The sequence below is a fragment of the Sulfitobacter sp. SBS6 genome (assembly GCF_048285585.1).
GTDB classification, from domain to species: domain Bacteria; phylum Pseudomonadota; class Alphaproteobacteria; order Rhodobacterales; family Rhodobacteraceae; genus Sulfitobacter; species Sulfitobacter pontiacus.
In genome coordinates this window covers 95206-119621 of sequence record NZ_JBLWBA010000005.1, presented here as the reverse complement: position 1 = coordinate 119621, position 24416 = coordinate 95206, and the positions used below count along the sequence as shown (strand labels likewise).

The 24416-nt window shown below is 60.0% G+C and carries 24 protein-coding genes and 1 other RNA gene; 10 read left to right on the top strand and 15 right to left on the bottom strand.

Annotated elements, in window-relative coordinates; translation table 11 throughout:
* Positions 1-13: 13 nt before the first annotated feature.
* The 5 genes from ACNQ62_RS03960 to acuI form a co-directional block, all read right to left on the bottom strand.
* Positions 14-1147 (bottom strand): NUDIX domain-containing protein, encoded by a 1134-nt coding sequence (locus ACNQ62_RS03960; protein ID WP_418094259.1) that lies wholly within the window; start codon positions 1145-1147, stop codon positions 14-16.
* 4 nt (positions 1148-1151) lie between these two features.
* Complete coding sequence (locus ACNQ62_RS03955; protein WP_005853664.1) at positions 1152-1592, bottom strand: TrgA family protein; 441 nt, start codon at positions 1590-1592, stop codon at positions 1152-1154.
* A 32-nt stretch (positions 1593-1624) separates the two neighbouring features.
* Complete coding sequence (locus tag ACNQ62_RS03950; RefSeq protein ID WP_407473660.1) at positions 1625-2833, bottom strand: class I SAM-dependent methyltransferase; 1209 nt, start codon at positions 2831-2833, stop codon at positions 1625-1627.
* A gap of 77 nt (positions 2834-2910) precedes the next feature.
* Positions 2911-4332, bottom strand: coding sequence for a cryptochrome/photolyase family protein (locus ACNQ62_RS03945; protein WP_418094258.1), 1422 nt, complete (start codon positions 4330-4332; stop codon positions 2911-2913).
* A gap of 134 nt (positions 4333-4466) precedes the next feature.
* Positions 4467-5459 carry an acryloyl-CoA reductase gene (gene acuI, locus ACNQ62_RS03940; RefSeq protein WP_418094257.1) on the bottom strand — a complete coding sequence of 331 codons (993 nt, stop codon included), beginning with the start codon at positions 5457-5459 and terminating at the stop codon, positions 4467-4469.
* A gap of 189 nt (positions 5460-5648) precedes the next feature.
* Here acuI and ACNQ62_RS03935 point away from each other — a divergent pair, with 189 nt between their 5' ends.
* The 8 genes from ACNQ62_RS03935 (at position 5649) to ACNQ62_RS03900 (ending at position 10910) form a co-directional block, all read left to right on the top strand.
* Entirely contained in the window at positions 5649-6392 is a 744-nt protein-coding gene (locus ACNQ62_RS03935; protein WP_132996559.1) for a FadR/GntR family transcriptional regulator, read from the top strand.
* A gap of 31 nt (positions 6393-6423) precedes the next feature.
* Positions 6424-6770: a transfer-messenger RNA gene (ssrA, locus tag ACNQ62_RS03930) on the top strand.
* A gap of 186 nt (positions 6771-6956) precedes the next feature.
* Positions 6957-8213, top strand: coding sequence for a chromate efflux transporter (gene chrA, locus ACNQ62_RS03925; protein ID WP_418094256.1), 1257 nt, complete (start codon positions 6957-6959; stop codon positions 8211-8213).
* A 72-nt stretch (positions 8214-8285) separates the two neighbouring features.
* The gene (locus tag ACNQ62_RS03920) at positions 8286-8756 is read left to right on the top strand and encodes an SspB family protein (RefSeq protein WP_005853671.1); all 471 of its coding nucleotides are present in this window, start codon (positions 8286-8288) and stop codon (positions 8754-8756) included.
* A gap of 113 nt (positions 8757-8869) precedes the next feature.
* Entirely contained in the window at positions 8870-10264 is a 1395-nt protein-coding gene (gene fumC, locus ACNQ62_RS03915) for a class II fumarate hydratase (RefSeq protein ID WP_005853673.1), read from the top strand.
* A complete protein-coding gene (locus tag ACNQ62_RS03910; protein ID WP_005853675.1) occupies positions 10261-10437 on the top strand; it encodes a DUF4169 family protein in 177 nt (58 codons plus the stop codon). Before fumC ends, ACNQ62_RS03910 begins: the two co-directional genes overlap by 4 nt.
* Positions 10434-10667: a ribbon-helix-helix domain-containing protein gene (locus ACNQ62_RS03905; protein ID WP_009824688.1), complete on the top strand. Its 234-nt coding sequence runs from the start codon at positions 10434-10436 to the stop codon at positions 10665-10667. The genes ACNQ62_RS03910 and ACNQ62_RS03905 overlap by 4 nt, the downstream gene beginning before the upstream one ends.
* 9 nt (positions 10668-10676) lie before the next feature.
* A complete protein-coding gene (locus ACNQ62_RS03900) occupies positions 10677-10910 on the top strand; it encodes a hypothetical protein (protein ID WP_009824689.1) in 234 nt (77 codons plus the stop codon).
* Positions 10911-10957: 47 nt separating this feature from the next.
* On the opposite strand, the gene ACNQ62_RS03895 is transcribed toward ACNQ62_RS03900, so the two are convergent.
* The 4 genes from ACNQ62_RS03895 to ACNQ62_RS03880 all read right to left on the bottom strand — a co-directional run bounded on the left by ACNQ62_RS03895 (position 10958) and on the right by ACNQ62_RS03880 (position 15305).
* On the bottom strand, positions 10958-11851 hold the full coding sequence (locus ACNQ62_RS03895) for a fructose bisphosphate aldolase (RefSeq protein ID WP_009824690.1): 894 nt from the start codon (positions 11849-11851) through the stop codon (positions 10958-10960).
* 69 nt (positions 11852-11920) lie between these two features.
* Positions 11921-13273, bottom strand: coding sequence for a cytochrome P450 (locus ACNQ62_RS03890; RefSeq protein ID WP_418094255.1), 1353 nt, complete (start codon positions 13271-13273; stop codon positions 11921-11923).
* Positions 13270-14496, bottom strand: coding sequence for a hypothetical protein (locus ACNQ62_RS03885; RefSeq protein WP_037964423.1), 1227 nt, complete (start codon positions 14494-14496; stop codon positions 13270-13272). Before ACNQ62_RS03885 ends, ACNQ62_RS03890 begins: the two co-directional genes overlap by 4 nt.
* Positions 14497-14552: 56 nt before the next feature.
* Positions 14553-15305 (bottom strand): cytochrome c biogenesis CcdA family protein, encoded by a 753-nt coding sequence (locus ACNQ62_RS03880; RefSeq protein ID WP_037945030.1) that lies wholly within the window; start codon positions 15303-15305, stop codon positions 14553-14555.
* 104 nt (positions 15306-15409) lie between these two features.
* Between ACNQ62_RS03880 and ACNQ62_RS03875 the strand changes: the two genes are divergently transcribed.
* A complete protein-coding gene (locus ACNQ62_RS03875; protein ID WP_037945031.1) occupies positions 15410-15637 on the top strand; it encodes a sulfurtransferase TusA family protein in 228 nt (75 codons plus the stop codon).
* Between the two features lie 98 nt (positions 15638-15735).
* Here ACNQ62_RS03875 and ACNQ62_RS03870 read toward each other — a convergent pair whose 3' ends face one another.
* Entirely contained in the window at positions 15736-18663 is a 2928-nt protein-coding gene (locus ACNQ62_RS03870) for an Rne/Rng family ribonuclease (protein WP_418094254.1), read from the bottom strand.
* A gap of 566 nt (positions 18664-19229) precedes the next feature.
* On the opposite strand from ACNQ62_RS03870, the gene ACNQ62_RS03865 reads away from it, so the two are divergent.
* Positions 19230-19514 carry a hypothetical protein gene (locus tag ACNQ62_RS03865; protein WP_009824696.1) on the top strand — a complete coding sequence of 95 codons (285 nt, stop codon included), beginning with the start codon at positions 19230-19232 and terminating at the stop codon, positions 19512-19514.
* A gap of 22 nt (positions 19515-19536) precedes the next feature.
* On the opposite strand, the gene ACNQ62_RS03860 is transcribed toward ACNQ62_RS03865, so the two are convergent.
* From ACNQ62_RS03860 to purC, 5 genes are read right to left on the bottom strand one after another with little or no spacing between them, the layout of a single operon-like run.
* On the bottom strand, positions 19537-20871 hold the full coding sequence (locus tag ACNQ62_RS03860) for a sigma-54-dependent transcriptional regulator (protein WP_009824697.1): 1335 nt from the start codon (positions 20869-20871) through the stop codon (positions 19537-19539).
* A gap of 4 nt (positions 20872-20875) precedes the next feature.
* Positions 20876-22636, bottom strand: a complete 1761-nt coding sequence (locus ACNQ62_RS03855; RefSeq protein ID WP_418094253.1) for a sensor histidine kinase — start codon at positions 22634-22636, stop codon at positions 20876-20878.
* Positions 22637-22672: 36 nt separating this feature from the next.
* Entirely contained in the window at positions 22673-23341 is a 669-nt protein-coding gene (gene purQ / locus ACNQ62_RS03850; protein WP_005853697.1) for a phosphoribosylformylglycinamidine synthase subunit PurQ, read from the bottom strand.
* A complete protein-coding gene (purS, locus tag ACNQ62_RS03845) occupies positions 23341-23571 on the bottom strand; it encodes a phosphoribosylformylglycinamidine synthase subunit PurS (RefSeq protein ID WP_064216464.1) in 231 nt (76 codons plus the stop codon). Before purS ends, purQ begins: the two co-directional genes overlap by 1 nt.
* Before the next feature lie 51 nt (positions 23572-23622).
* Entirely contained in the window at positions 23623-24384 is a 762-nt protein-coding gene (gene purC / locus ACNQ62_RS03840) for a phosphoribosylaminoimidazolesuccinocarboxamide synthase (protein WP_005853701.1), read from the bottom strand.
* Between the last annotated feature and the right edge of the window lie 32 nt (positions 24385-24416).

Below are 24416 nucleotides of genomic sequence, written 5' to 3'. Positions count from 1 at the left end.
GGATGCTCCTAAATCAAGTTACATCCGGTGTAGCGGCGGGCGCTTCCAACCTCAAGCGTTCCCGATGCCGCGCAAGCCAGTAAGCGGCAATCACCAGCGGCGCATTGGCAGCTTCAAGCTGGTCCACCATGGTCATCAGCGCATCAAAGCCGATGAGATGGGACCGGATATCCTCGTTTTCGGCCTCAAGCCCGTTCACGCCGGTGCTATCATCGGGCAAATCGGCAAGGCCCAGATAGATATAGAAAAATTCCGTAGAATCCCCCGGAGAGGCATAGACTTCCGCGATTTTTTCAAGCTTGCGCAGGGTCAGACCCGCTTCTTCCTGCGCTTCGCGGTGCGCGGCGTCTTCGGGGCTTTCGCCCGGATCAACACGGCCCGCGATGGGTTCAAGCTGCCACTGCGCGCGATCCCCCCGCGCCACCGGCCCCATGCGCAGCTGCTCTACCAGCATCACCCGATCCCGCACCGGATCATAGGGCAGCACCAACGCGGCATCGGTCGCCACGAAGACCGCACGCTCCAGCACATCGGTCATCGTGCCGTCGAAACGCTCGTGCGCGAGGTGATATTCGTTCAGCGCGAAATAATTGGTATAGGCGCGGTCAATCCGGTCGATCCGGACCTTGCCGTCCAGCGTCCCTGCCCCGTGTTTCGACCGAAGCGCATTCACCTGCGCCGCTGCCCGTGACCGGATCATCGGGAACATCTGCGCCACGCGGTCGGCAGTATAGACGCCGAAATAATCCATCACCTCGCGCGCGGCAAAGCAGCTGAGCGCACCCCAGTCTGCCTGCCACTGCGTCAGCGACCACGGGTCACGTGTCGTCCATTGATCGGGCCGCGCGAAATAGCCCAAAGCCTTTTCGCCGCTTTCCAACGTGATTTCTTGCAGGTCGTAGGCAAAGCTGCCCTCGTAGAAATTCAAGCGGTCCAGATCGTTCTGCCCCAGCCCGCGCAGCAACACCCCTTCGGCAGATTGGCCCGGTGCCGGCACGATGCAGGGGAACGGCCCCTCGACCACGGACAAAGCGATGTGATCCGGCAAACGGTCCGGCGAGATGTCAAGCCGGTCCGCCGCGCGCGCCATCACAATTTCAAGCAGCGGCACATGCCGCAACGACCCATAGAGGAAAAGATCTGTCATCGGCTTAAGGGAACTTGCTGTCGATAAGGTTTGTGATCACGCCACTGACGGCACCGCCAATCAACACGACCGCGATGATCGGCACCGTTGCCATAATCAGGAAGTATTCGGCACCGATACCAATCATGCCCACCAGCGCCTCTCCGACACCGCCATAGCGGTGCATCATCGCGTTCTCGATCATCTCGCGGCCTGCCTGGATGAACAGCCCCCAGAACACCAGAACCACGGCACCGGTCAGCCCGATGGTGATCCCTTCGGAAACGCCACCGCCCGCACGTGCCCCCATGACCCGCCACCCGACCGCGAGCCCGAGGGCAATATTGGTGGGAATGAAATACCCGAACTGGGTGGATTCAGGCATCAGGGGCATGATCATGCGCGAAAGGGCAAAGCCCATCAGCGCCAGGCAGAAAGCGGCTGTCAGGCGGGCAGCGGTCGGCATCGGGATTTCCTTAGACTACAAGCAATGCGCCCTCAGGCCGGACGCTTCACGGTAATCTGTGTCACATCGCAATTGCCGCTGTCAAAGGTAGACGCGCAAGAGGTGAGGTAGAAATCCCACATCCGCTTGAAGCGTTCGTCAAAGCCCATGCGCGCGATCTCTTCCCACTTCTCATTGAAAGTCGTATGCCAGCGGCGCAGCGTGACGTCATAACTTTTTCCAAATTCGATAGACTTTTCAACGGCTAGTCCGGCATTCTCAACCTGTTGCTTCAACACCGTAGGGCTTGGCAGCATACCCCCCGGAAAGATATATTTCTGAATGAAATCAACGCCTCGCTTGTAAACCTTCCAGCGACGATCCGGCACGGTGATGATTTGCAAGGTCGCTTGACATCCAGGTTTAAGACAGGCGTGCAACGTATTGAAATACGACGGCCAATACTGTTCCCCAACGGCTTCGAACATCTCGATGCTGGCAATACCATCGTAGGTGCCACGCTCGTCACGGTAATCTTGAAGTTTGAATTCAACAACATCTGCCAAGCCCGCGTTTTCAATACGTTCTTTGGCGTAGTTAAACTGCTCTTTGCTGATCGTGAGGCACGTCACCTTGAGCCCGCGTTCCTTCGCTGCATATTCAGCGAAACCGCCCCAGCCGCAGCCGATTTCCAGCACATGGTCCCCAGCCGAGACCCCCATCTGATCCACCATAGAGGCATATTTCGCAGTCTGCGCCGCCTCTAGCGATTGTTGAAAGCCGTCCTCGAAAAGCGCGCTTGAATAGGTCATCGTGTCATCAAGCCACAATTTGTAGAAATCATTCCCCAAATCATAGTGATAGCTGATGTTCTTACGCGCTTGCTTCTTGCTGTTGCGCTGCAACCAGAAGCGCAGGGATTCAAATTTGCGGATCAACCCCATGCCGGGGAATGAATCGTAGATATCCTCATTCGCATGGGCCACGTCCATAAAGGCCTGCAGGTCCGGTGTGCTCCACCATTCGTCAAGGTAGGCATCGCTGAAACCAAGATCACCCTCCCTGATAAGACGCGCGAACAAGTCATTGTTATGGATACGGATTTCCGCAATGGGCAGCGGGTTCTTTCCGGTTGCGCGAAAGCACCGCCCGTCGGGCAAAACAAAGTCGACCTGCCCGTTTTGCATTTCCTGCGCCATCGCAAAAACACGCGAGAAATATCGTGGAAGGGCAGTCTGCCCCTCGGTGCTGGTCAAAATCATTCGCTCTCCTGTATGCGCTTGGACGCGTATCTTATTGGTTTATGGGTGTTACGTGGGAGATCCACGTTTCATAAAGGTTAAAAGTTTCGCCCCTTATAGGTTTCAAGGGCCCGTTCGCGCCCTTCGTCCAGCGCGATGATCTTTTCGGGATAATCATCATCCGCCGACAAGGGCCAACTGCGCGGGATCACATCAAAGAATGCAAGCGCGTCCTTATGCGGATTGGCGCGCCCTTCGGCGATCCAGCGACTGGCGTAGTCTCTATTCTTATCAAATTTATCCAGCTGTGTCTCGGGGTTGAACACGCGGAAATACGGAGACGCATCCGGCCCCGACCCCGCCGCCCATTGCCACCCCATCGCATTGCTCGCGGGGTCCCAGTCGATCAGGCAATGTTCAAACCACTTCTGCCCGATGCGCCAGTGACACATCAGATGTTTCGTCAGATAGCTCGCGACGATCATGCGGCCCCGGTTATGCATGCGGCCGGTGACATAGAGCTCGCGCATAGCGGCATCGACAAAGGGTTCGCCCGTGCGACCCTGCTTCCAGGCTTTTACCTCGGCACGGCGTTCATCCTCGTTCCAGGGGAAGGCATCCCATTCCTCGCGCCAGTTATCGGTCAGCATCCGTGGCGTGTGATGCATTAAGTGATAGGCAAACTCGCGCCACACCAGCTCTTTCAGAAAGGTCTCCGCCCCCTGTTTGCCGTCGTGCAGCGCGCGCTGTGCGGCGTGCCAGCATTGATGCGGGGTGATCTCACCCAGCGACAGGTTCTCGGACAGGTTCGACGTGCCATCGGTGCCGGGAATGTCACGGCTCTGCTTATAGTCGGCCACCCCATGCGCCATGAAGGCCCCCAGCCGCGACTGCGCGGCTTTTTCGCCCAGACAGACAAACCGGCGCACCACATCGGCACCACGGTCCATCGCAGCCCCCAAGCCCCACCCGTCCAGCGCATCACTGTCGGGCCAGCTTTCCGGCGCGGGCAGGTCTGAAGGCGCGGCCAGCGGGGGCTCAACATCGCGGGATTTGACGTTGTTCCAGAACGGCGTGTAGACCTTATAGCAGTCGCCCGCCTTGGTCTTGACCGTCCAGGGTTCGAACATGACGTGCCCCCCAAAGGATTTCGGCTCTATCCCGTCGTTACACAGGGTCTCTTTGATCTTGCTGTCGCGTTGCACGCTGTCCGGATCATAAAGCCGCGACCAATAGACGGCACCCGCGCCCGTCTCCTTGATCAGAGCCTGTAATACCTCAAGTGCATCGCCTTCACGCAAGATCAGCCTGCTCGACACCCCCTCAAGACTGTCCGCCAGCGCCCCGATCCCCAACCCCAGACGCCATTTCGGTGCCGCGCCAAGGGCGTCGACACTTTTGTCCTTGATAAAGACGGGTATCACGGGCCGCCCCGCGTTTGCAGCGGCAGATAGGGCCGGATGATCGCTAAGCCGCAGATCGCGGCGATACCAAAGAAGGATGGGGCTTTTGTCGGACATGTCACACTTTGCGTTAAGGTGATGCAAAGCTAGTGCTGCCCTCGCAAGGTCAAGGCCGTACCAGTCCCTAAATACGCCAAACGGCGACCCCAAGGGGCCGCCGCCAGACAAATCGTAGCCGTAGCGCCGGTGGTTTAGCCGTTCACATCAACCACAACACGACCCCGCACCTGACCGTTCAGGATGTCTGCCCCCAGCTTGGGCAGATCGCTCAGCGTTGCAGGCACGACCATATCCTCAAGCTTGGACAGCGGCAGGTCTTTCCCGATCCGCTGCCATGCGCGCAGACGGTTGTCATAGGGTTGCATGACGGAATCGATCCCCAGCAGGTTCACACCGCGCAGCAGGAAGGGGATCACCGTGGCCGGCAACCCTGCCCCGCCCGCAAGCCCGACAGCTGCGACCGAACCGCCGTATTTCATCTGCCCCAGGACCCGCGCCAGCATCTCGCCGCCGACGGCATCAATACAACCGGCCCAGGTTTCGGATTCCAGCGGACGTTTAACGGTTTCGTTCAGCTCTTCCCGCGCGACGATCTGCGTGGCACCGAGCGATTTCAGATAATCCGCCGTATCCGGGCGGCCCGTCACACCGGCGACCTCGTGACCCAATGCAGCAAGGATGGCGACCGCGACGGACCCCACGCCACCGGCGGCACCCGTCACCAGCACCGGCCCGTTGCCTGGCACCATCCCGTGATCCTCCAGCGCCATGACAGACAGCATCGCGGTAAAGCCCGCCGTGCCCACGGCCATGGCTTGGCGGGTATCCAGCCCCTCGGGCAGCGGCACCAGCCAGTCGGCCTTCACACGCGCCTTTTGCGCATAGCCGCCCCAATGCGCCTCGCCCACACGCCAGCCGGTCAGCACGACCTTATCGCCGGGTTTGTAGCGATCATCGTCCGATGCCTCCACGGTGCCTGCGAAATCGATACCCGGAATATGGGGATACTTGCGTACCAAGCCGCCACCCGGTCCGATGCACAGCCCGTCCTTGTAGTTCACGGTCGAATATTCGACAGCAACGGTCACATCCCCCTCGGGCAAACGGTCAAGGTCGATCTGGGTAACCTCGGCATGGGTCTTGCCGGTGTCCTCATCCTTATTCACCATCAACGCATCAAACATCATTTCTCCTGTCTCGGACCGCCGTTCAGGGCCCGCTTCATTTTGCCAGTAAACTCCGGGGAGCCCGAGGGGCTGGCCCCTCGGTTCCATGGGTTCAAGCTGCGCGCCAGTGGGGGTGCCCGCCGACTCACATCTTGCAAAATTAATGTCAGACAATTAAAGTTTTTCCAAACCATAAATGTAAGACATATGAATTCCACGCCAGAAACCGCCTCTGATCTGTCCAGCCATATTGCCGCGAACATCCGTGATGCCATCATCAAGGGTGTGCTGATTGTAGACGAACGCCTCCCCTCCGAGGCGGAGCTGTCGGCGCAATTCAACGTCTCGCGCGCGACGGTGCGCGAGGCGCTCAAGCGGTTGGCGGCACAATCACTGATCCGTACCCAACGGGGGGCAACGGGCGGCGCTTTCGTCAATCGCATCAGCTTTGAAGCCGCCCAAGCGCAGCAGATCACCACCTCTACCCTGCTTTTGTCGATGAACGACGTGAGCTTCGAGACCGCCTGCGAGGCCCGCTTCGCGCTAGAGCGCGCCTGCGCCCCCCTGTCGGCGGCACGCAGGCAGGATCATCATCTGGACGCGATGCAAAACGCGCTTGCCGCGCAATCTGCCCCCGATCTGTCGGACGCGGGCTTTTGCGCGGCTGATGTCGCATTTCACCGCGCGCTGGTCGATGGCGCGTGCAATCCGGTGCTGTCCTATCAACTCGCCGGTGCGGTCGAAGCGATGCAGCCGCTGATGAACATGATCACCTTCACCGCATGGTCCCGCGACGCCATCGTCGCGCGCCATCGTGACATCGCCACGGCGATCGCCGCCCGCGACGCCGGTGCCGCCGCCCAAGGGCTGACCCTGCTTGAGGAAGAGACCCAGGCCCTCGCCCGCACCGTCTTTGCCCGCCGCAGCAAACAGAGTGACGCGGCCCGATAGCCCGCGGGTCACCTTTCGTTTTCAAAGCTTTCCCCTTGCAAAGCTAATCACGCCCCTTATATCTGGGGTGTCCTTCGGGACTATGGGTATAAACGCGCATGTAATAAGCGGTTCGGACCCGGGGGCGGTACCCGGCGACTCCACCAAACATCCGTCATTTGCGGATCATGGGGTCGAAATAGGATCGACGAACGTCTAAAGATGTTGCTTTATCTCGGCTGACTGCCACCGTTATCGGCGTAAAATGTACAATTGCAAATGACAATCGTGCTCCAATGGCGATGGCCGCGTAAGCGACCGGAACTATTGAAACTTAAGTCCTTACGTTTAGCGACCTAAGGCGGGGTTCGCAGGTACCTGGCAACAGAAACCTGCACTTAGCTCTCCGTCATTGTATATACGTTCTTGGTGGCCCTGGCGTGCACCTCTTCCGTTGTGCGACTGGCTGATCGGGCGCTGCCTTCGGCGAGGATTATTGCCATTTGGAAGCCGCGGGCGCGCTTGACCTCGGGGGCCGGTACTGCGACCTCTGGCGCGGGGCATGTTGAGAGGCATATGCGAGATATGAGTGTACCGGAATGGGGCCTGCTGGCGCGTGTGTTCGGGCGGATCGGGGTGCTGTCCTTTGGGGGGCCAGCGGCACAGATCGCCCTGATGCATAAAGAGCTGGTCGAGCGTCATCGCTGGCTTTCGGAAGACGGTTTTTTGCGCGCGCTGTCCTTGTGCATGTTGTTGCCCGGACCAGAGGCAATGCAGCTGGCGACCTATGCCGGATGGCGGCTACGCGGCACCCTTGGCGGGCTGTTGGCGGGGCTTTTTTTTGTACTCCCCGGGGCTGCGGTCATTCTGGCGCTGGCCTTTGGCTATGCGTATTTCGGCCAACTTCCCTTGGTTCAAGCCGCGTTCATGGGGATCAAGGCGGCGGTCATTGTCGTGGTCTTTCAAGCCTTGCGCAATCTGGGACGGAAGGCGTTGCACGGGCGCGCGGGATGGATGCTGGCTGCGCTGGCTTTTGTAGCTCTGTTCGTCTTTGGCCTGCCCTTCCCGCTGATCATTCTGGGTGCGGGCCTTTGGGGCGCTTTTGGTGCCACCGGGCACCGCAGCGTGGTCGAGAGTGAGGGGCTACATCACCGCCCTGCCCGCCCCGTCGGCGTCATCGGACTTTGGGTCGCGCTATGGGCGTCGCCGCTGCTGTTTGTCTGGGGTGTGGGGAATGAATTCCTGCTCAAGATCGGGCTCTTTTTCTCGAAGCTCGCGGTGGTGACCTTTGGCGGCGCCTATGCGGTGCTGGCCTATATGGCGCAGACCGTGGTGCAGGATCACGGGTGGATCACCACCGAACAGATGATCGACGCCCTGGGGCTGGCCGAGACGACTCCGGGCCCTCTCATTCTGGTGACGGAGTTTGTCGCCCTGCTGGCAGGTTTTGCCCAATCGGGGCCATGGGGAGCGGTCTCGGCCGGGGCTCTGGCGCTCTGGGTGACGTTTACACCCTGTTTTCTATGGATATTCCTTGCCGGCCCGTATCTGGAGGCGATCTCGGCGCAGCCGCGGCTGGCGGGGGCCTTGCGCGCGATTACCGCCGCCGTCGTCGGCGTGATTGCCAATCTATCGGTTTGGTTCGCGCTGCATGTGATGTTTGAACGCGTGCTGCCTATGGCGCATCTGGCAGTGCCGCTCCCTGATTGGAGCAGCTTTGATCCCGTGGCCGCTGTGCTGACGGGGGTGGCGGGAGTGTTGATGCTGGGGCTGCGGTTCGGCTTTGTCCTGACGATGACGATAAGCGCTGCATTGGCCCTTTGCTGGCGCCTGTTGCTATAAATTTTTGCGCCCCCTTTTCACTGGTGCGAAATGCCGTATGCTATCGCCATCAACCAAGGCCGGAGAGAAGTAATGAGCCGAAGCATTGAGTATGGCAATCTGATGCACGATGCCATGCGCGGGTTAATTCGTCAGGTATTACTTGACGTTGCAGCCAATGGACTGCCCGGCAACCATCACTTTTTCATCACGTTCGACACCTCTCATCCGGATGCGGAACTGGCCGATTGGCTTTCCGACCGCTACCCCGGCGAGATGACCGTTGTCATGCAGCATTGGTACGACAAGCTTGAGGTCACCGAGGAAGGATTCTCGGTCACGTTGAACTTTGGCGATGCGCCCGAACCGATGTATATCCCCTATGACGCGATACGCACCTTTGTGGACCCGTCGGTGGAATTCGGCCTGAAGTTCGAACAGCAAGAACCCGGCCAGCAGGACGAGGACGAAGACCTGCCCCAACAAGACGAAAGCGAGCTTGAGGTCGAGGAAGAAGCCCCCAAAGCCGCCGAAATCGTATCGCTGGACAGCTTCCGCAAGTAATCGACCGGTCAGCGCTGCCTTGTCGCCAAGGTTAGCGCCATCGGCTCATTGCACCGCTGCGGCCAGCGAGGTAAACCCTGATCAGACATAAGCCCAAGATCAGGAGCCTTTTCATGGCCGATACCCGTACAGAAACCGACAGCTTTGGCCCATTGGAAGTGCCGTCCGATAAATACTGGGGCGCGCAGACCCAACGGTCGATCATCAACTTCCCCATCGGGTGGGAAAAACAGCCCGTGCCGATCATCCGCGCCCTTGGCGTCGTGAAAAAAGCCTGTGCGATGGAAAACCTGAACCAGGGCAATCTGGACCAGAAACTGGCCGATGCGATCACTGCTGCCGCGACCGAGGTGATCGAGGGGAAGTTCGACGACAATTTCCCGCTGGTCGTCTGGCAGACCGGCTCCGGCACCCAGTCGAATATGAACGCGAACGAGGTGATCTCGAACCGCGCGATCGAGATGCTGGGCGGCGAGATGGGGTCGAAAGATCCGGTCCACCCCAACGACCACTGCAACATGGGACAGTCGTCCAACGATACCTTCCCGACCGCGATGCATGTAGCGATCGGCATGCAGGCCCGCGATGTACTGCTGCCCGGCCTGCAAAAACTGCACGACGCCTTGGTCGCGAAGTCCGAAGAGTTCAAGGACATCATCAAGATCGGCCGGACCCATACCCAGGATGCGACACCGCTGACCCTGGGGCAGGAATTCTCGGGCTATGCGCATCAGGTGAAAAAGGGGATCGAACGGGTCAACGCCTGCCTGCCCGATATCTATGAACTGGCCCAAGGCGGTACTGCCGTTGGCACCGGTCTGAACACCAAAAAAGGCTGGGCCGAAGCCGTGGCCGCGCATATGGCCGAGATCACCGGCCTGCCCTTTGTCACCGCGCCCAACAAGTTTGAATCGCTGGCCGCCCATGACGCGATGGTCATGTTCTCGGGCGCACTGAAAACCGTGGCGGGATCGCTGTTCAAGATCGCCAATGACATGCGCTTGCTCGGGTCCGGCCCGCGTTCGGGTCTGGGCGAGTTGATCCTGCCCGAGAACGAGCCCGGGTCGTCGATCATGCCGGGCAAGGTGAACCCGACGCAGGCCGAAGCGCTGACAATGGTCTGTGCGCATGTCATGGGTAATGACGCCGCCGTCGGCTTTGCCGGGTCGCAAGGGCATTTCGAGCTTAACGTCTACAACCCGATGATGAGCTATAACGTCTTGCAATCCATGCAGCTTTTGGGCGACAGCGCCTCGGCCTTTACGGACAATATGGTTGTCGGCACACAGGCCAATGTCGAACGTATCGACAAGCTGATGAAAGAAAGCCTGATGCTGGTCACAGCGCTGGCCCCTACGATTGGCTATGACAACGCGACCAAAGTCGCGAAGACGGCCCACAAGAACGGCACGACGCTCAAGGAAGAAGCAATCGCCTTGGGCTTTGTCGATGCCGAAACATTCGACCGCGTGGTGCGGCCGGAGCAAATGATCGGACCCAAAGAATGAGCGCCCCCATCAACCTCAACAAGGTCAAGAAAGAGCGCAACCGCGCCTCGCGCAAGGCCCGTGCCGATGAAAACGCGGTACAGTTCGGCCAGAGCAAGGACCAGAAAGAGGTTTTGAAAGCCCGTCTGGCGCAAATCTCGCGCAATCTGGAAGCCCATAAGCGCGACACATGAGCGCCCGGCCGGTGAAACATTCGGTGACCCTTCGGGGTCACCGTACGTCGATCTCGCTGGAGAATGAATTCTGGCAGGAATTGCGCGACCTTGCGCAAGAGATGGACATGCCGATCAATGCGCTGGTGGCGCAGATCGATGCAGAGCGCGGCGTTGAAGCGGGGCTGGCCTCTGCGATCCGCGTGTATGTGCTGCGAGCATTAAAGGAACGTTTACCTTCGCGGGGGTAAGTTTCCCCCATGGTCAAACAACAGTATTCTCCATTGTCGCCCGAGGGCTGGATGCTCGCCCTATTCAGTTCGAAGGCCGCCCGCAGCGGGTGTGTCGTGCGGCGGAATGTCAGGGATGTCGAAAGATATGTGGGCCGCCACGCGTTCGAGCAAGAACTGCTACGCCGCGGTTATCACGCTGTAGAGAATGCGGGCCAGCTCGTGATCTTTTGCAATCAGGAACCGATCCGCATTATTGTTTAGGCGTTTTCTTCCCAAGAAAACCCCCGTGGAATTTAGGAAATTCCAATTTAGGCGACAGAGGCGTCGTAGATCTTGCTGATGTTCTGCCCCAGTGCCGTGTTGAACTCGGCATCCGACATCTTGACGTTCAACCCTTCGGTCAGCGCGCGCGAGAAGCTGGCGATCATCTTGGGGTTTTGCGTCAAACGCGCGCAGGCGTCTTCGGTGGAATACCCGCCCGACAGCGCCACGACCCGCAGCACATTGGGGTGATCCGCAAGGCTGTCATAAAGCCCCGCGCGTTCTGGCAGGGTCACCTTGAGCATCACCAGTTCCTCCGCCGAAAGCGCGGCGAGGTGTTTCTCGAGCTCGGATTTTAGGATGTCTTCGGCTTCCGCCTTGCTCTCGGAATGGATGTTCACCTCTGGCTCGATGATCGGGACCAGACCGGCGGCACAGACGGTTTTGGCAACGGCGAATTGCTGCGCCACGACCGACGCGATCCCTTCGGCGTTGGCGGATTGGATGACCGACCGTTCCTTGGTGCCAAAGATTCCGGCGGCTTTCGCGCGTTTCAGCAGATCGTCCAGCTCGGGCATGGGTTTGAGCAGCTGCACGCCGTTTGCTTCGTCTTCCAGACCTTTGTCGATCTTCAGGAAAGGCACAACGCCGCGATCCTCCCAAAGCAGTTGGGCCACAGGTTTGCCGTTAATCGTGTTGTCCATCGTGCGTTCGAACAGGATCGCGCCCAGAACTTTGTCAGAGGTGAAATCATCGGCCAGGATGATCCGCGCGCGCATGTCGTGCATGGCTTGGAACATCTCGGCATCGCCCGAGTAATCAGAGGGTTCAACGCCATAAAGGCTCAGCGCCTTGGGGGTCGATCCGCCCGACTGGTCCAATGCGGCCACAAACCCCTGCCCTGTTTCCATTTGTGTGCGCTGTGCGTCTGTCGTGGTCATGATGATCCTGGCCCTTATTGATTCCGTCGAATGTTCGTTTAACGCATCTATTCCCGCGATGATATATCGTTAGCGCCGGACAAAGCGCAGCAAAATGCCGTCTTTTGAACGAACTGTCAGATGCGCCACCGGAACAGGTGGCTTTTCGCCGACAACCTCTATGCGGTAATCGCGCAGGATACGCGACAGGATCAACGGGCCTTCGACCATGGCAAAGCCTGCCCCCGGGCAGCCCCGCGCACCGGCGCTGAACGGCAGATAGGCCTCGCGCTGGCATTTCTTGCCGTTCTCGCTGTGCCATCGCGCCGGATCAAACCCGTCGGGGTTGTCCCACAGGCGTTCGTGACGATGCAGATGCCACGGGCTGATCACCACCTGTGCCCCACGCGCCACGGTTCGGTCGCGGAACGTCGCGGGGCAGCTCGCTTCGCGCACCATCATCGGCACGGGGGGATAAAGGCGCAGTGCCTCGCGGAAGACATCGCGGCTTTGTTTGAGCTTGCCCATGACCGCAAAATCGCACTGGTCGATCGCCAGTGCCTCTTCGGCCAGACGGTCCTGCCAGTCGGGATGGGTCGCCACCAGATACATCGCCCATGCCAGCGCCGATGCGCTCGTCTCGTGGCCTGCGAGAAAGAAGATCGCGACCTGATCGACCATTTCATCGGTGGTAAAGGTAGAGCCGTCTTCGGGGTCGGACGTGGTCATGATCTTGGTCGCCAGATCGTCGGGGGCGGTGCCCGCCTTGATCGCCTCCATCCGCTCGCTCGTCAGCGCGGTGATCAGTCGCCGGATCTTGGCTGCGCTGCGTTTCGTGTCGCGGCGGAACAGCCGTGGCAGCCAGCGGGGCAAGGGTACAAAGGCCGCGATGTTCAGGATCGGCTGGCTGCGCTGATAGGTTTTGAATTCGTCAAAGACCTCGCGCGCCATATGGTGTTCGATGGGAATCGAAAACAACGTGCGAAAGATCACATCCGCCGCCGCGTGGCTGGTCTGCGCCTCGACCTCTAGCGGCGCGCCATCATGAGGGGAAAGCCGTGCCGCTGCTGCCTCTGCCGCGTCCCAGATGGCGGGGAAGGTTTCGCGCAAGCGGCCCCCTTCAAACGCGGGGTCAATGATGCGCCGCTGCCGTTTCCATATCGCCCCGTTGGTCAGGAAGACCGAGTTGCCAAGCAGCGGGCGCAATCCTTCGCCGATCCGGTCGGACTTGGGATAATCGTCCGGGCGCGTCTTGAGCACGGTCTGGATCAGATCGGGCTGGTTGATCAGATAACTGCGGAAGAACGGCGTCTTGAACTCTGCCATCCAGGCCCGATACAGCCGTGCGGGCTGCGCCGACAGGATGTCTTGGCGAAAGAGCCGCGCATAGCGCCAAAGCGACACTTTCGCGGGGCGGCTCTCGGGTTTGGGGGGTAGCGTCATGGCGCGGTAGAGGTGAATTTATTCACCGGTTTGACAATGCGCGACCGGGAGGCAGGCCGTCCGGCATAGCGTTCGGCCAGACTATGCGGGCCGGCGGTGATCTGGAAATAATCATAGTCCTTGGGCGCATCAAAGGCGCAAAGGTATTGGAAATGCAGCCGGAAAAACCGCCAGCGCAGCTCTTTCCAGCGGGCGGGGGTCAGCGATTGCGTGAAGGCCGCGGAAAACACCAGCGGCCAGCGTTTATCCTCGGGGGCAACGCCCGACACCGCTACCGGATCGCAAAGCGCAAAGGCACAGCCGTCGCCAGGGGCCGTCACATCGACCCATGTCAGACCCTCGCATTGGGACAGAAAGCGCAAATCGGCGCGCAGACGGTGGGCATCGCGCAGGAAGGACACCATCGGCACCACCTGCCCCAAGGTCATAAAAGCCAGCGCAGGCCCGTCAGCAGGGACACGGCCCGCGCGGATCAGATCGGCAAGGATCGACACCCCCAGATGCGCGCCCGAGGAATGGCCCACGACCAGCACCTCGTCCACATCAGACCTCAGCGCCTGCGCGATGGCATCCCCGAATTCGGTCATGCGCGTTTCAAGCGCGGGCGGGTTCGCCCCGCGCGTCGCGGCCCCGAAGGCGTAATCATGCATCAGGTAATAGGCGAAAAGCTTGCCATCGTGTTTCTTGAACCAGCGCAGCACCTGCCAGCCCAGCCCCACGCCAGCGGCGGCGACGATCCCCTTGAACCACGCAGGCCCGCCAAAGAAGGTCACCCCCGCGTACAGCAGCTTGCCCGCGAGGGCAGCGATCAGGAGTTGCAGCAGCAACATCCCTACCGGATAAAGCGCCGCAATCACGGGCCCCTTGCGCAGCTTCATCAACCGCCATAGCGCACCCGACGCGATATAGACCCAAGCCGTCTGCACCAACTGCCCATAGGTTGCGAGGATCGAATTGCTCATGGAGATGCGGACGATGTCGGACCAGACGAGTACGTCGACCTGAGCCTCTACATCAACGCCATCGATATGCGCGGCGACGTTCCAGCCGTAGTTCCCGCCGCCCTTCTTGGGCGACAGCGCGATCTGATAGTCCGAGATCCGCGCCTGTGCGCTGCCTTCCTTGCGGTAAAGCTCGCGGTAGCGGCGCGGATGAATGGGGTCATAGCCCGGGATATAGAAAACCCGTCGCGTCCTGACTGTCTGCTCTATGTTCTCGGCCATCGTTCACCCTGTATTTCGCCGCAGCTTAAACAGGTTTTCCGGCAAGAGTAAGGCGCCTAACCCAAGGATCCCAATGCAGGAAATGTTTCCAGCAACCAGAAAGAGAAGGTCGTAAACGCCCCCGTCAGCAGCGCCAGACCGACGACCACCAGCAAGATCCCCATGCCGCGTTCGATCAGCTTCATATAGGGCTTGATCCGGTTCATGACGTGGGTGGCGCGGGTAATGAACATCGCCGCCAACAAAAAGGGAATACCCAAGCCCGCCGCATAGACCCCCAGCAAAAGCGTGCCGCGCGTGACCGAGGCTTCGGACGCCGCGAGCGACAGGATCGCGCCAAGCTGCGGCCCGATGCAGGGTGTCCAGCCAAAGGCGAAGGCCAGCCCAAGGATATAGGCCCCAAAGGACGTGCCGCCCTTGTCGCCCGCATCCAGACGCGCCTCTTGATCCAGAAAAGGAATGCGGAAGACGCCCAGGAAATGCAGGCCAAAAATGATCACCACAATGCCCGACAGCCGCGCGAAGAGCACCTGATTTTGTAGGAAGAACGCCCCGAAGACCGAGGCCGTGAACCCCAGAATCAGGAACACCGTGCTGAGCCCCATCACAAAGAACAGCGCCGCGATGACAGCCTTGCGGCGCGCGGCGGCGACCGATGACATATCGTTCAGGGTGACCCCGCTCATATAGGCGAGGTACGGGGGGACGATGGGCAGGACGCAGGGGCTCAGGAAGCTGATGATCCCGGCGGTCAGCGCGATGAGTATGGCGGGCAGTAGTCCCGCGTCGATCAGGTCAAATCCAAACATGACATCAGCCATAATCTGCTTTGTCGGGCGCGTCACCTGCTGTTGCGCGTGATCCCCGTCACAAGGTTGTGGACGCGTTGAAACATGTGGCTTATCTGAGGATCATGACAGATAAAAACTTTCTCGACGCGACGGGGCTTTTGTGCCCCCTGCCCGTGCTCAAAGCCCGTAAACGCCTGCAATCATTAGCGTCTGGCGATCTTCTGACCGTGCATGCGGATGATCCCGCCGCGATCATCGACATCCCGCATTTCTGTGCCGAGGCCGGTCACAGCCTTGAAAGCGCCGCGATGGACGAAACGCCGCAGGCCTATGTGATCCGCAAAAAGTAACGGTCCCGCCGCCCCACGTGCCGCGGATACCGCAGATAAAAAAGGCAGACGCGAAGGTCTGCCTTTTTTCGTTTCATATGTCGGCGCAGGGGCGCTGCTTAGCCGCCCAAGGACCACCAGCCGCGCCGCTTGGGCTTGGCGGGTTTTTCAGGCTCCGCCTGCGGGGTCGCCTCGGGCTGCGGTACTTCGGTGACCGGTGGCTCCGGCTGGATTTCCTGCGCGGGCGGCATTTCCGTCGGGGTGCTATCGGGCACCTCGGTCGGTGCCGGCGTTTCCTCCACCTCGGCGGGCTGGGACGGCTGCGCGGGCGTGGGTTCAGGCGTCGGGATCGGCGTCGGCTCCTTTGCGGGCTCGGGCGTCGGCGCGTCTGGTGTCACCTCTGGCTCGGGCTTGGGCTCGGGGGTTGGCTGCTCTTTTGGCGCAGGTGTTTCCTCGGGCTTGGGTGCCTCTTCCGCAGCCTCGACAGGCGCGGCCTTGGGCTTGCGCGTGCGGGTCCGCTTGGGCTTTGGCTTGGGCGCGTCTTCGGCGGCGTCCGCGTCGGCAGGGGTCGTCTCCGCAGGTTTCGCGTCCTCAGAGGTTTTGGCATCCGCGTCTACGGTCGCTTCTGCCGCGGCATCCGCCTTGGGTTTGCGGGTCCGGCTACGGGTGCGCTTGGGTTTGTCCTGCGGTTTCGCGTCGTCAGAAGCGGCGTCTGCAGTCGCATCCGTTTTCGCGTCATTTTTGGCACCAGCAGTATCCGCCTCGGTTTGCGCTGGCGCGTCGCTATCGTCGTTGTCACCGTTGGTGTTGCTATCGCCGTTGTTTTCACCGTTGGCGGCATCATCCCCGTTGGATTTGCCACCCCGACGCCGCCGGCGACGACGACGGCGCTTGGGTTTCCCTTCGCCATCATTGTCATCGTCAGAGCCATTGTGCTGGCTCTGCCCGCCATTGCCGTTGCCGGTGGGTTCATTATCAGCGTTGTCCGCATCTGCTTCCGCATCGACATCCAGATCGTCGACCTCGTCCATGATGGAGGTATCAACCGACACCACATGTTCGATCGGCGTGACAACGCGTGTCGCGGTCTTGAACTTTTCAAGCGAGAAATCGGGGCTGACCAAAGCGGGGTCGCCTTCGATGCGCACGGCCATGCCATAGCGGCCTTCGATATGGGCGATATGTTCGCGCTTCTGGTTCATCAGGAAGTTGGCGATGCCCACGGGTGCGGTGATCAGCACTTCTCGCGACCGTTTGCGGGTGCCCTCTTCCTCGATCTGGCGCAGGATCGACAGCGCAAGGTTGTCGTCCGACCGGATCAGGCCGGTGCCGTGGCAGGCGTGGCAAGGCTGGGTCGTCGCCTCGATCATGCCGGGACGCAAACGCTGGCGCGACATTTCCATCAGGCCAAAGCCGGAAATACGGCCCACCTGAATACGCGCACGGTCGGTTTTCAGCTTTTCCTTCATCAGCTTTTCAACGGCGGCGTTATTGCGACGCTCGTCCATGTCGATAAAGTCGATGACGATCAGACCGGCCAGATCGCGCAGACGCAGCTGGCGGGCGACTTCGGCGGCGGCTTCCAGATTGGTCTTGGTCGCGGTCTGCTCGATGGAGCCTTCCTTGGTGGCCCGGCCCGAGTTCACGTCGATCGCGACAAGCGCTTCGGTCACACCGATCACGATATACCCGCCCGAAGGCAGCTGTACCGTGGGGTTGAACATGCCCGAGAGGTAGCTTTCGACCTGATAGCGCGCGAACAAGGGCAGTGTTTCGCTATAGAGCTTCACGTTCTTGGCGTGGGACGGCATGATCATTTTCATGAAGTCCTTGGCGATGCGGTAACCGCGTTCACCTTCGACAAACACCTCGTCAATCTCGCGGTTATAAAGGTCGCGGATCGAGCGTTTGATCAGGTCGCCTTCTTCGTAGATCTTGGCGGGCGCGATGGATTTCAGCGTCAGCTCGCGGATCTGTTCCCACAGGCGTTGCAGGTATTCGTAGTCGCGCTTGATCTCGGCCTTGGTGCGTTGTGCACCGGCGGTGCGCACGATCAGACCGGCACCTTTTGGCACCTGAATTTCGTTTGCGATCTCTTTCAGCTTCTTGCGGTCCGCGGCGTTGGTGATCTTGCGGCTGATGCCGCCCCCACGCGCGGTGTTGGGCATGAGCACACAATAGCGGCCGGCCAGCGACAGATAGGTTGTCAGCGCGGCACCCTTGTTGCCACGTTCCTCTTTAACGACCTGCACCAGCAGGATCTGGCGCACCTTGACGACTTCCTGGATTTTATAGCGCTTGGGCCGTGGCTTGCGCGCGGTGCGCAGATCATCGTGATCATCGTCGTCCGCCACGGATTCGATGCTGTCATCCTTGGAGGACGCATCTTTAGCCTTGGGGCTATCATCGCTGTCATCCGCGTCGTCGCTGTCGTCCTGATCATCGGCATCAGGTTTTGCGGCGTCTGTCGCATCTGCTTTGGCGGCCTTGGGCGTGTCACCCTCTGCCTTGCTGTCATCGCCTTCGGGCTCTTCGACAGGCGTTTCGGCAACCCGCTCCATCGGAGAGGAGCCTTCTTCATCGTCCAGATCGACAGTCTGCATGCCGTTGATCTGGTCGCTGTCGGTGGCATCGGCGTCTTTGCTGACCGTCGCGTCATCGGACACGGTGTCTTCGGCCTTGGACTTGCTGCGGCTGCGCGAGCGTGTCCGGCGTTTGGGTTTTTCGTCTTCGTCTTCCTTGGCGGCCTGCGCTTCAGCATAGGCACGCTCTTCCTCCATCAGCGCCAGACGGTCGGCGACGGGGATCTGGTAGTAATCGGGGTGAATTTCCGAAAAGGCGAGGAAACCATGACGGTTGCCACCATAATCCACAAACGCGGCCTGCAACGAAGGTTCGACCCGCGTGACTTTCGCGAGGTAGATATTGCCAGCTAGCTGGCGTTTATTCTCTGATTCAAAGTCAAATTCTTCGACCTTGTTTCCGTCAACCACAACAACGCGAGTTTCCTCAGCGTGGGTGGCATCGATAAGCATTTTCTTAGGCATAAATCCATTTTGCACAGCTGCGCAAACAGCAGCCCCGGTGGGGCGCTGCGAGGCAGGGTATGTCTTGTCAGGGCGATGGGTGACGCGGCTAAAACAGGGCCCAAAAGGCCGCCTGTCTGTCTGCTCTTGGCGTCTGCGCGCGTCATCGCGGTTCTTCTCCGACATGGGAGGTGCGTACCGCGCCCCCATATCCATTAATTTACTGCGGTTGTCCGGCCAAAGGCACGGCGCAATCGTCAGCGGTTCTTGAGCCTTTTTTAAGGGCCTAATCGGTCTGCCTGGTCACCACATGCCGAGGAACCGAGGCATCGAAACTGTCTGGGGTCTGGTTTGCCATCCAAAGAGGCAAACAGCCCTATCTACAATTAACGGCAGAAGGCACCAAATGACAATGGGAAATCGCGTGTAGCGGCTTTGCAGATACGGGGGCCGATAGCGGTATCACGCCCCCGCCGCCTTGCTTGACAAGCGTCGGTACTATGGGAAAAGCTTTGCCAGCGGGTTTATGCCCGTGCCGCAGCCCTGTGACGGGATGCACAAAAATAAGACAGATAAGGATGATACGAATGCATATTTCCCTGCGCGCAGCCCTGTGCCTGCCGTTTCTGGCGCTTGCCGCCTGCGAAGACATGAGCACGACCGGCGGCAGCGACCCCGAGGGCCCGTCCAAGCGCAGTTGCATCCGTGCCGTGGAAAAACACACCGGCAAATCGGGCGGTACGCTCAACACGACCATCCCTATCGTCGAGACCGGCCAGCATATCGTTGATATCCCTGGCGGCCCGTCGTGGACCTGCTACACCGATGAGACCGGTGCAGCACGCGAGCTGATCGAGACGCGGCTCGGCTGAGCCTGTCTGCAAAATGCGGCGCTCAGAGGTAATCCGAGCGCTGCAAACCGTATTTCGCCATCTTCTCGTTCAGCGTCCGGCGCGGCAGGCACAACTCCTCCATCACACTGGCGATAGACCCTTTGTGCCGGCGCATGGTATTGTCGATCAGCATACGTTCGAAGGCTTCTACATATTCTTTCAACGGCTTGCCGTCGGTGGTCATCACCGGCTGCATCTCTTCGTGGTCCGACATCAGCAGTGATGCAATGGACCCGGACCCGCGACGCGACTGCAACACAGCGCGTTCTGCCACATTGATCAATTGGCGCACGTTCCCGGGCCAAGGCGCTTGCAACAGTTGCGCGGCCTCTTGCGCGGAAACCTGCGGAGTCTCGCAGCCATATTCATCCGCGAATTCTTCGGACAAACGTGTGAACAACGTCAGAATATCCTCGCCCCGTTGGCGCAGCGGCGGCACGGTGATGCGCAGGGCGGCCAGACGATAGAAAAGATCAGAACGCAGCGCATCTTCGGAGGTGCGCCCCGCCTCCTGCAGGTTCGAAATCGCAACGATCCGCGTTTCCGCTGGCGTGCCTTGGTCGTTGATCGCACTAAGAAGACGGGCTTGCAGCGTCTCGCTGAGCGATTCCACACCTTCCAGCACCAAGGTACCACCGCGAGCCTCCTCGATCGCGGGAAGCTGGGCGTCTTCAGGCATCATCGGCCCAAACAAACGCTTGCTCAATGCGTCTTCCTCTAGCGCACCGCAGCTGACCAGCACGAATTTCTTGCCCGCGCGCGATCCTACAGCATGTAACGCATGCGCTACCAGTGTCTTGCCCGTACCGGTTTCACCATCGATCAGCACGTGACCGTCGGCCTGACCAAGATCCAGAATATCCTCGCGCAGCCGCTCCATCACGGGCGAGCCGCCGATGAGCTTTTTCATCAGCTGGCTGCCGTCAGACAGCTCCCGACGCAGGGCGCGGTTGTCCATGACCAGACGGCGCGCGTTGGTGGCCTTCTTGGCCAGTTCGCTCATCCGGTCGGGGTTAAAGGGCTTTTCAAGGAAGTCGAACGCGCCGACGCGCATCGCCTCGACCGCCATGGGCACATCGCCATGGCCGGTGATCATGATCACCGGCAGCGCGCTGTCGGTCCCCATCAACTTTTTCAGGAACTGCATCCCGCCCATGCCGGGCATCTTGATGTCGGAGATCACGATACCGGGGTAATCCGGCCCCAGCGTTTTCAACGCATCCTCGGCGCTGCCGAACGTCTCTGTGTCATAGCCCGAAAGCGCCAGCCACTGGCTGATCGACTGACGCATGTCTTGTTCATCATCAACGATCGCGATTTTCATTGCCTGAGCCATTGGTTTACTCTGCCGCCTGTGTCTTCTCTGTGCTGTCCATAATGGGCAGCTGCATTTCAAAAACCGCACCGCCATGTTGGCCGTTGCGGGCTGTCAGCCTGCCCCCCAGATCGGATACAATACCCGACGAGATCGCAAGCCCCAGCCCGACACCATCGCCGGGCTGCTTGGTCGTGTAAAACGGCTCGAACAGGCTATCGAGATCTTCGATCCCGGGGCCATTATCGCGCACGGTAAGCGTCGCCGTCTCACCCGCTGATAGTATAATCTCTACCGTCGGTTTTCGTTCCGATTTGGTGGCATCCAATGCGTTGCGCAAGAGATTGACCAATACTTGTTCGATCCGCATGCGGTCCCCCACCACCTGAACAGGCTCTGCGGGCAGGATACGGTTGATCTGTACCTGACGCTGACGTAGCTGCGGCTCCATCATTGACAAGGCAGAGGCAAGCGCCTCCCCCATATCAAAGGGCGAAAACTGCTGCTGGCCCTTGCGTGCATAGCTTTTCAGCTGCCGCGTGATGGCCCCCATGCGTTCGATCAGATCGTCGATGCGCCCGAATGACGCCAGTGCTTCCTCCAGCCGGTTGCGCTGCATCAACAGACGCGCGCCCGCCAGATAGGTTTTCATCGCGGCCAACGGCTGGTTCAGCTCGTGGCTGACGGCGGCGGACATTTCGCCCAAGGCAGCGAGCTTGCTGGATTGTTCCAACGTCTGCTCGGCCACGGCCAAAGTCTGCTGCACCCGTTTGCGTTCCGCCACCTCGCGCTGAAGGGCGGCGTTGAGCGCGCGCAGCTCGGCGGATTCACGCTGAAACAGCGCCGCGCGCCCCGCCGTCCGACGGCTGAGAGCATAAAACGTCAGCGCCAGCAGGATCGCAAAGCCCATCACCTCAAGCGCCAGCACCCCGTTCACCTTCTCGCGGACCGAGGCATAGGTGGTATAGCTCGTGATCCGCCAGCCCCGAAACGGTATCCGTGACGACAGACGCATCACCGCCTCGCCCTGCAGATAAGCATCCGCAGGCAATGCGGTCCAATCGGCGGTGGCCTTGATCGCGCGCTCGATGGCGCTTTGCGGGGTCTGGTTCGACAGAGCCTCGCTTTCCGTCAGACCACGCCAGCGCGGTTCGGTCGCCATGATGATGTCACCCGTGCTGTCGGTGACAATCACCGCATCCGAGATACCGGCCCAGGCCCGTTCAAACCGTTGCAGATCCACCTCGGCCGCGATCACCCCAAGGTTGGTGCCGCCTTCCTGAATACGACGCGAATAGAAGAACCGATAGCCGCCGGTATCACGGGGAATAACGCTGAACACGGTCGAATTCGATCGCAGTGCGTCAACAAAATAAGCCTCTTGCCGGTGCGATGCCCCCAACCGGTTGCGGTCGGTCGCTGCCACCGTGCGCCCATCGATATCATAAAGCATCAAGGACGCCGCGCCGATCTCCTCTACAAAAGAGATCAATCGCTGGGTCGACAGGGAGTAATCAGATCGGGTCAGCGCCTCGATCAAGGCAGGATCGCGCGACAAAAGCTGTGGCACAATCGCGTTCTGGCGCAGCTCGGCCAGCAGGTTGCCGCTGTAGAGCGCGATCCGAAGCTCGGCCCGGTTACGTGTGCTTTCGGTAAAGCGATCCGTCAGCAGCTTGTTGGTGACCGAAATCGTGGCCACCGCAATGACCAAAAGCAAAGCAACCGCCAGCCGGACGCGCCAGCTGACAGATAAAGGGGCTTCACTAGAGGACGCAGACCGAAACATGGCGGCAATCTACGCGTCCTAACCGGTGCACTCAAGTCACGCTGTGACCAGAGACCCCGCCAATGCGCGGAAGAGCGCCGCCCCGTCCGTGCCCCCATGCCCCGCATCCGCTGCGCGTTCGGGGTGTGGCATCATCCCCAGCACACGACGGTTCGACGAAAGGATGCCCGCGATGTCCGACTGCGACCCGTTGGGGTTATCGCCATAGGTAAAGGCAACACGATCCTCGCCATGCAGTTTGGCAATTGTATCGCCATCGGCAAAATAATTGCCATCGTGGTGGGCGATCGGGATGTCGATCATCGCACCTGCCTCGTAGCCCGATGTGTAATCGCTGTCCGCCGTGGCCACGCGCAGCGGCACGGTGCGACAGATGTATTTCAGCCCAGCATTGCGCAGCAGGGCACCGGGCAGCAGACCGGTTTCGGTCAGCACCTGAAAGCCGTTGCAGATCCCCATGACATAACCGCCACGTTCCGCATGGGCCGCCACTTCGCGACAGATCGGAGAATTCGCCGCAATGGCACCGCAACGTAGATAGTCGCCATAGGAAAAGCCGCCGGGCACACCCACAATATCGACGCCCTCGGGCAGGCTCGTGTCCTTGTGCCAGACCATCGACACTTTGGCACCGACCGCCTTGAATGCCACCGCCAGATCGCGGTCACAGTTAGAGCCGGGAAAAACGATGACCGCTGCGTGCATCAGCTCATCTCCACTGTGTAGGATTCGATCACCGTGTTCGCGAGCAGCTTTTCACACATCGCCTCGACGTCGGCCTTGGTTACGCCCTCGTTCAGGTCCAGCTCGATCACCTTGCCCTGACGCACGCCATTGACGCCTTCAAAGCCCATGGCCCCAAGCGCGTGGCGCACGGCCTCGCCCTGCGGATCCAGAACACCGTTTTTCAACATCACATGCACCCGTGCTTTCATGACGCGTCCCCTATCTTCATTTTGCAAAATAAACTCATCTGCGACGCCAGCCTAGTTGATCAACGTCGGTTTCATCATCGGTGTCGACGTCTTGGGCATGACCCCCAAACGTCGGGCGACTTCGGTATAGGCATCTGTCAACGACCCCAGATCGCGGCGGAACACATCCTTATCCAGCTTCTGTCCGGTTTCGATATCCCACAGACGGCAGCTGTCGGGGCTAATCTCGTCGGCGACGATCAGACGCTGGAAATCGCCCTCGTAGATCCGGCCCACCTCAAGCTTGAAGTCCACCAGCCGGATACCCACGGCCATCATCACGCCGGACATGAAATCATTGACCCGAAGCGACAGGCTCAGGATGTCTTCCATGTCCTGCTGACCGGCCCAGCCAAAGGCGGCGATATGTTCCTCGGTGACCAGCGGATCGCCAAGGTCGTTGTTCTTGAAGTGATATTCCACAATCGGGCGCGGCAGTTGCATGCCTTCGTCAATGCCAAGCCGCGTGGACAGATCCCCCGCCGCATAGTTGCGCACAACGATCTCGAGCGGGATAATCTCTGCCTGACGGATCAGCTGTTCGCGCATGTTCAGACGTTTGATGAAATGCGTGGGCACGCCGATGTTGTTCAGGCCGGTCATGAAGAATTCGGACAGGCGGTTGTTCAGCACGCCCTTGCCTTCGATCACCGCTTTTTTCTCGGCGTTAAAGGCGGTTGTGTCGTCTTTGAAGTGCTGGACAATGGTCCCCGGTTCCGGTCCTTCATACAGGATCTTCGCCGTACCTTCATAGATTTTCGTGCGACGGGCCATGCACATCCCTTCCAGACAACAGGCCGGTTGGA

Coding starts and splice junctions, on each gene's coding strand:
- ACNQ62_RS03960 (WP_418094259.1), bottom strand. CDS start 1,147: ATGACAGATCTTTTCCTCTATGGGTCGTTGCGGCATGTGCCGCTGCTT.
- ACNQ62_RS03955 (WP_005853664.1), bottom strand. CDS start 1,592: ATGCCGACCGCTGCCCGCCTGACAGCCGCTTTCTGCCTGGCGCTGATG.
- ACNQ62_RS03950 (WP_407473660.1), bottom strand. CDS start 2,833: ATGATTTTGACCAGCACCGAGGGGCAGACTGCCCTTCCACGATATTTC.
- ACNQ62_RS03945 (WP_418094258.1), bottom strand. CDS start 4,332: ATGTCCGACAAAAGCCCCATCCTTCTTTGGTATCGCCGCGATCTGCGG.
- acuI (WP_418094257.1), bottom strand. CDS start 5,459: ATGTTTGATGCGTTGATGGTGAATAAGGATGAGGACACCGGCAAGACC.
- ACNQ62_RS03935 (WP_132996559.1), top strand. CDS start 5,649: ATGAATTCCACGCCAGAAACCGCCTCTGATCTGTCCAGCCATATTGCC.
- chrA (WP_418094256.1), top strand. CDS start 6,957: ATGAGTGTACCGGAATGGGGCCTGCTGGCGCGTGTGTTCGGGCGGATC.
- ACNQ62_RS03920 (WP_005853671.1), top strand. CDS start 8,286: ATGAGCCGAAGCATTGAGTATGGCAATCTGATGCACGATGCCATGCGC.
- fumC (WP_005853673.1), top strand. CDS start 8,870: ATGGCCGATACCCGTACAGAAACCGACAGCTTTGGCCCATTGGAAGTG.
- ACNQ62_RS03910 (WP_005853675.1), top strand. CDS start 10,261: ATGAGCGCCCCCATCAACCTCAACAAGGTCAAGAAAGAGCGCAACCGC.
- ACNQ62_RS03905 (WP_009824688.1), top strand. CDS start 10,434: ATGAGCGCCCGGCCGGTGAAACATTCGGTGACCCTTCGGGGTCACCGT.
- ACNQ62_RS03900 (WP_009824689.1), top strand. CDS start 10,677: ATGGTCAAACAACAGTATTCTCCATTGTCGCCCGAGGGCTGGATGCTC.
- ACNQ62_RS03895 (WP_009824690.1), bottom strand. CDS start 11,851: ATGACCACGACAGACGCACAGCGCACACAAATGGAAACAGGGCAGGGG.
- ACNQ62_RS03890 (WP_418094255.1), bottom strand. CDS start 13,273: ATGACGCTACCCCCCAAACCCGAGAGCCGCCCCGCGAAAGTGTCGCTT.
- ACNQ62_RS03885 (WP_037964423.1), bottom strand. CDS start 14,496: ATGGCCGAGAACATAGAGCAGACAGTCAGGACGCGACGGGTTTTCTAT.
- ACNQ62_RS03880 (WP_037945030.1), bottom strand. CDS start 15,305: ATGTTTGGATTTGACCTGATCGACGCGGGACTACTGCCCGCCATACTC.
- ACNQ62_RS03875 (WP_037945031.1), top strand. CDS start 15,410: ATGACAGATAAAAACTTTCTCGACGCGACGGGGCTTTTGTGCCCCCTG.
- ACNQ62_RS03870 (WP_418094254.1), bottom strand. CDS start 18,663: ATGCCTAAGAAAATGCTTATCGATGCCACCCACGCTGAGGAAACTCGC.
- ACNQ62_RS03865 (WP_009824696.1), top strand. CDS start 19,230: ATGCATATTTCCCTGCGCGCAGCCCTGTGCCTGCCGTTTCTGGCGCTT.
- ACNQ62_RS03860 (WP_009824697.1), bottom strand. CDS start 20,871: ATGGCTCAGGCAATGAAAATCGCGATCGTTGATGATGAACAAGACATG.
- ACNQ62_RS03855 (WP_418094253.1), bottom strand. CDS start 22,636: ATGTTTCGGTCTGCGTCCTCTAGTGAAGCCCCTTTATCTGTCAGCTGG.
- purQ (WP_005853697.1), bottom strand. CDS start 23,341: ATGCACGCAGCGGTCATCGTTTTTCCCGGCTCTAACTGTGACCGCGAT.
- purS (WP_064216464.1), bottom strand. CDS start 23,571: ATGAAAGCACGGGTGCATGTGATGTTGAAAAACGGTGTTCTGGATCCG.
- purC (WP_005853701.1), bottom strand. CDS start 24,384: ATGGCCCGTCGCACGAAAATCTATGAAGGTACGGCGAAGATCCTGTAT.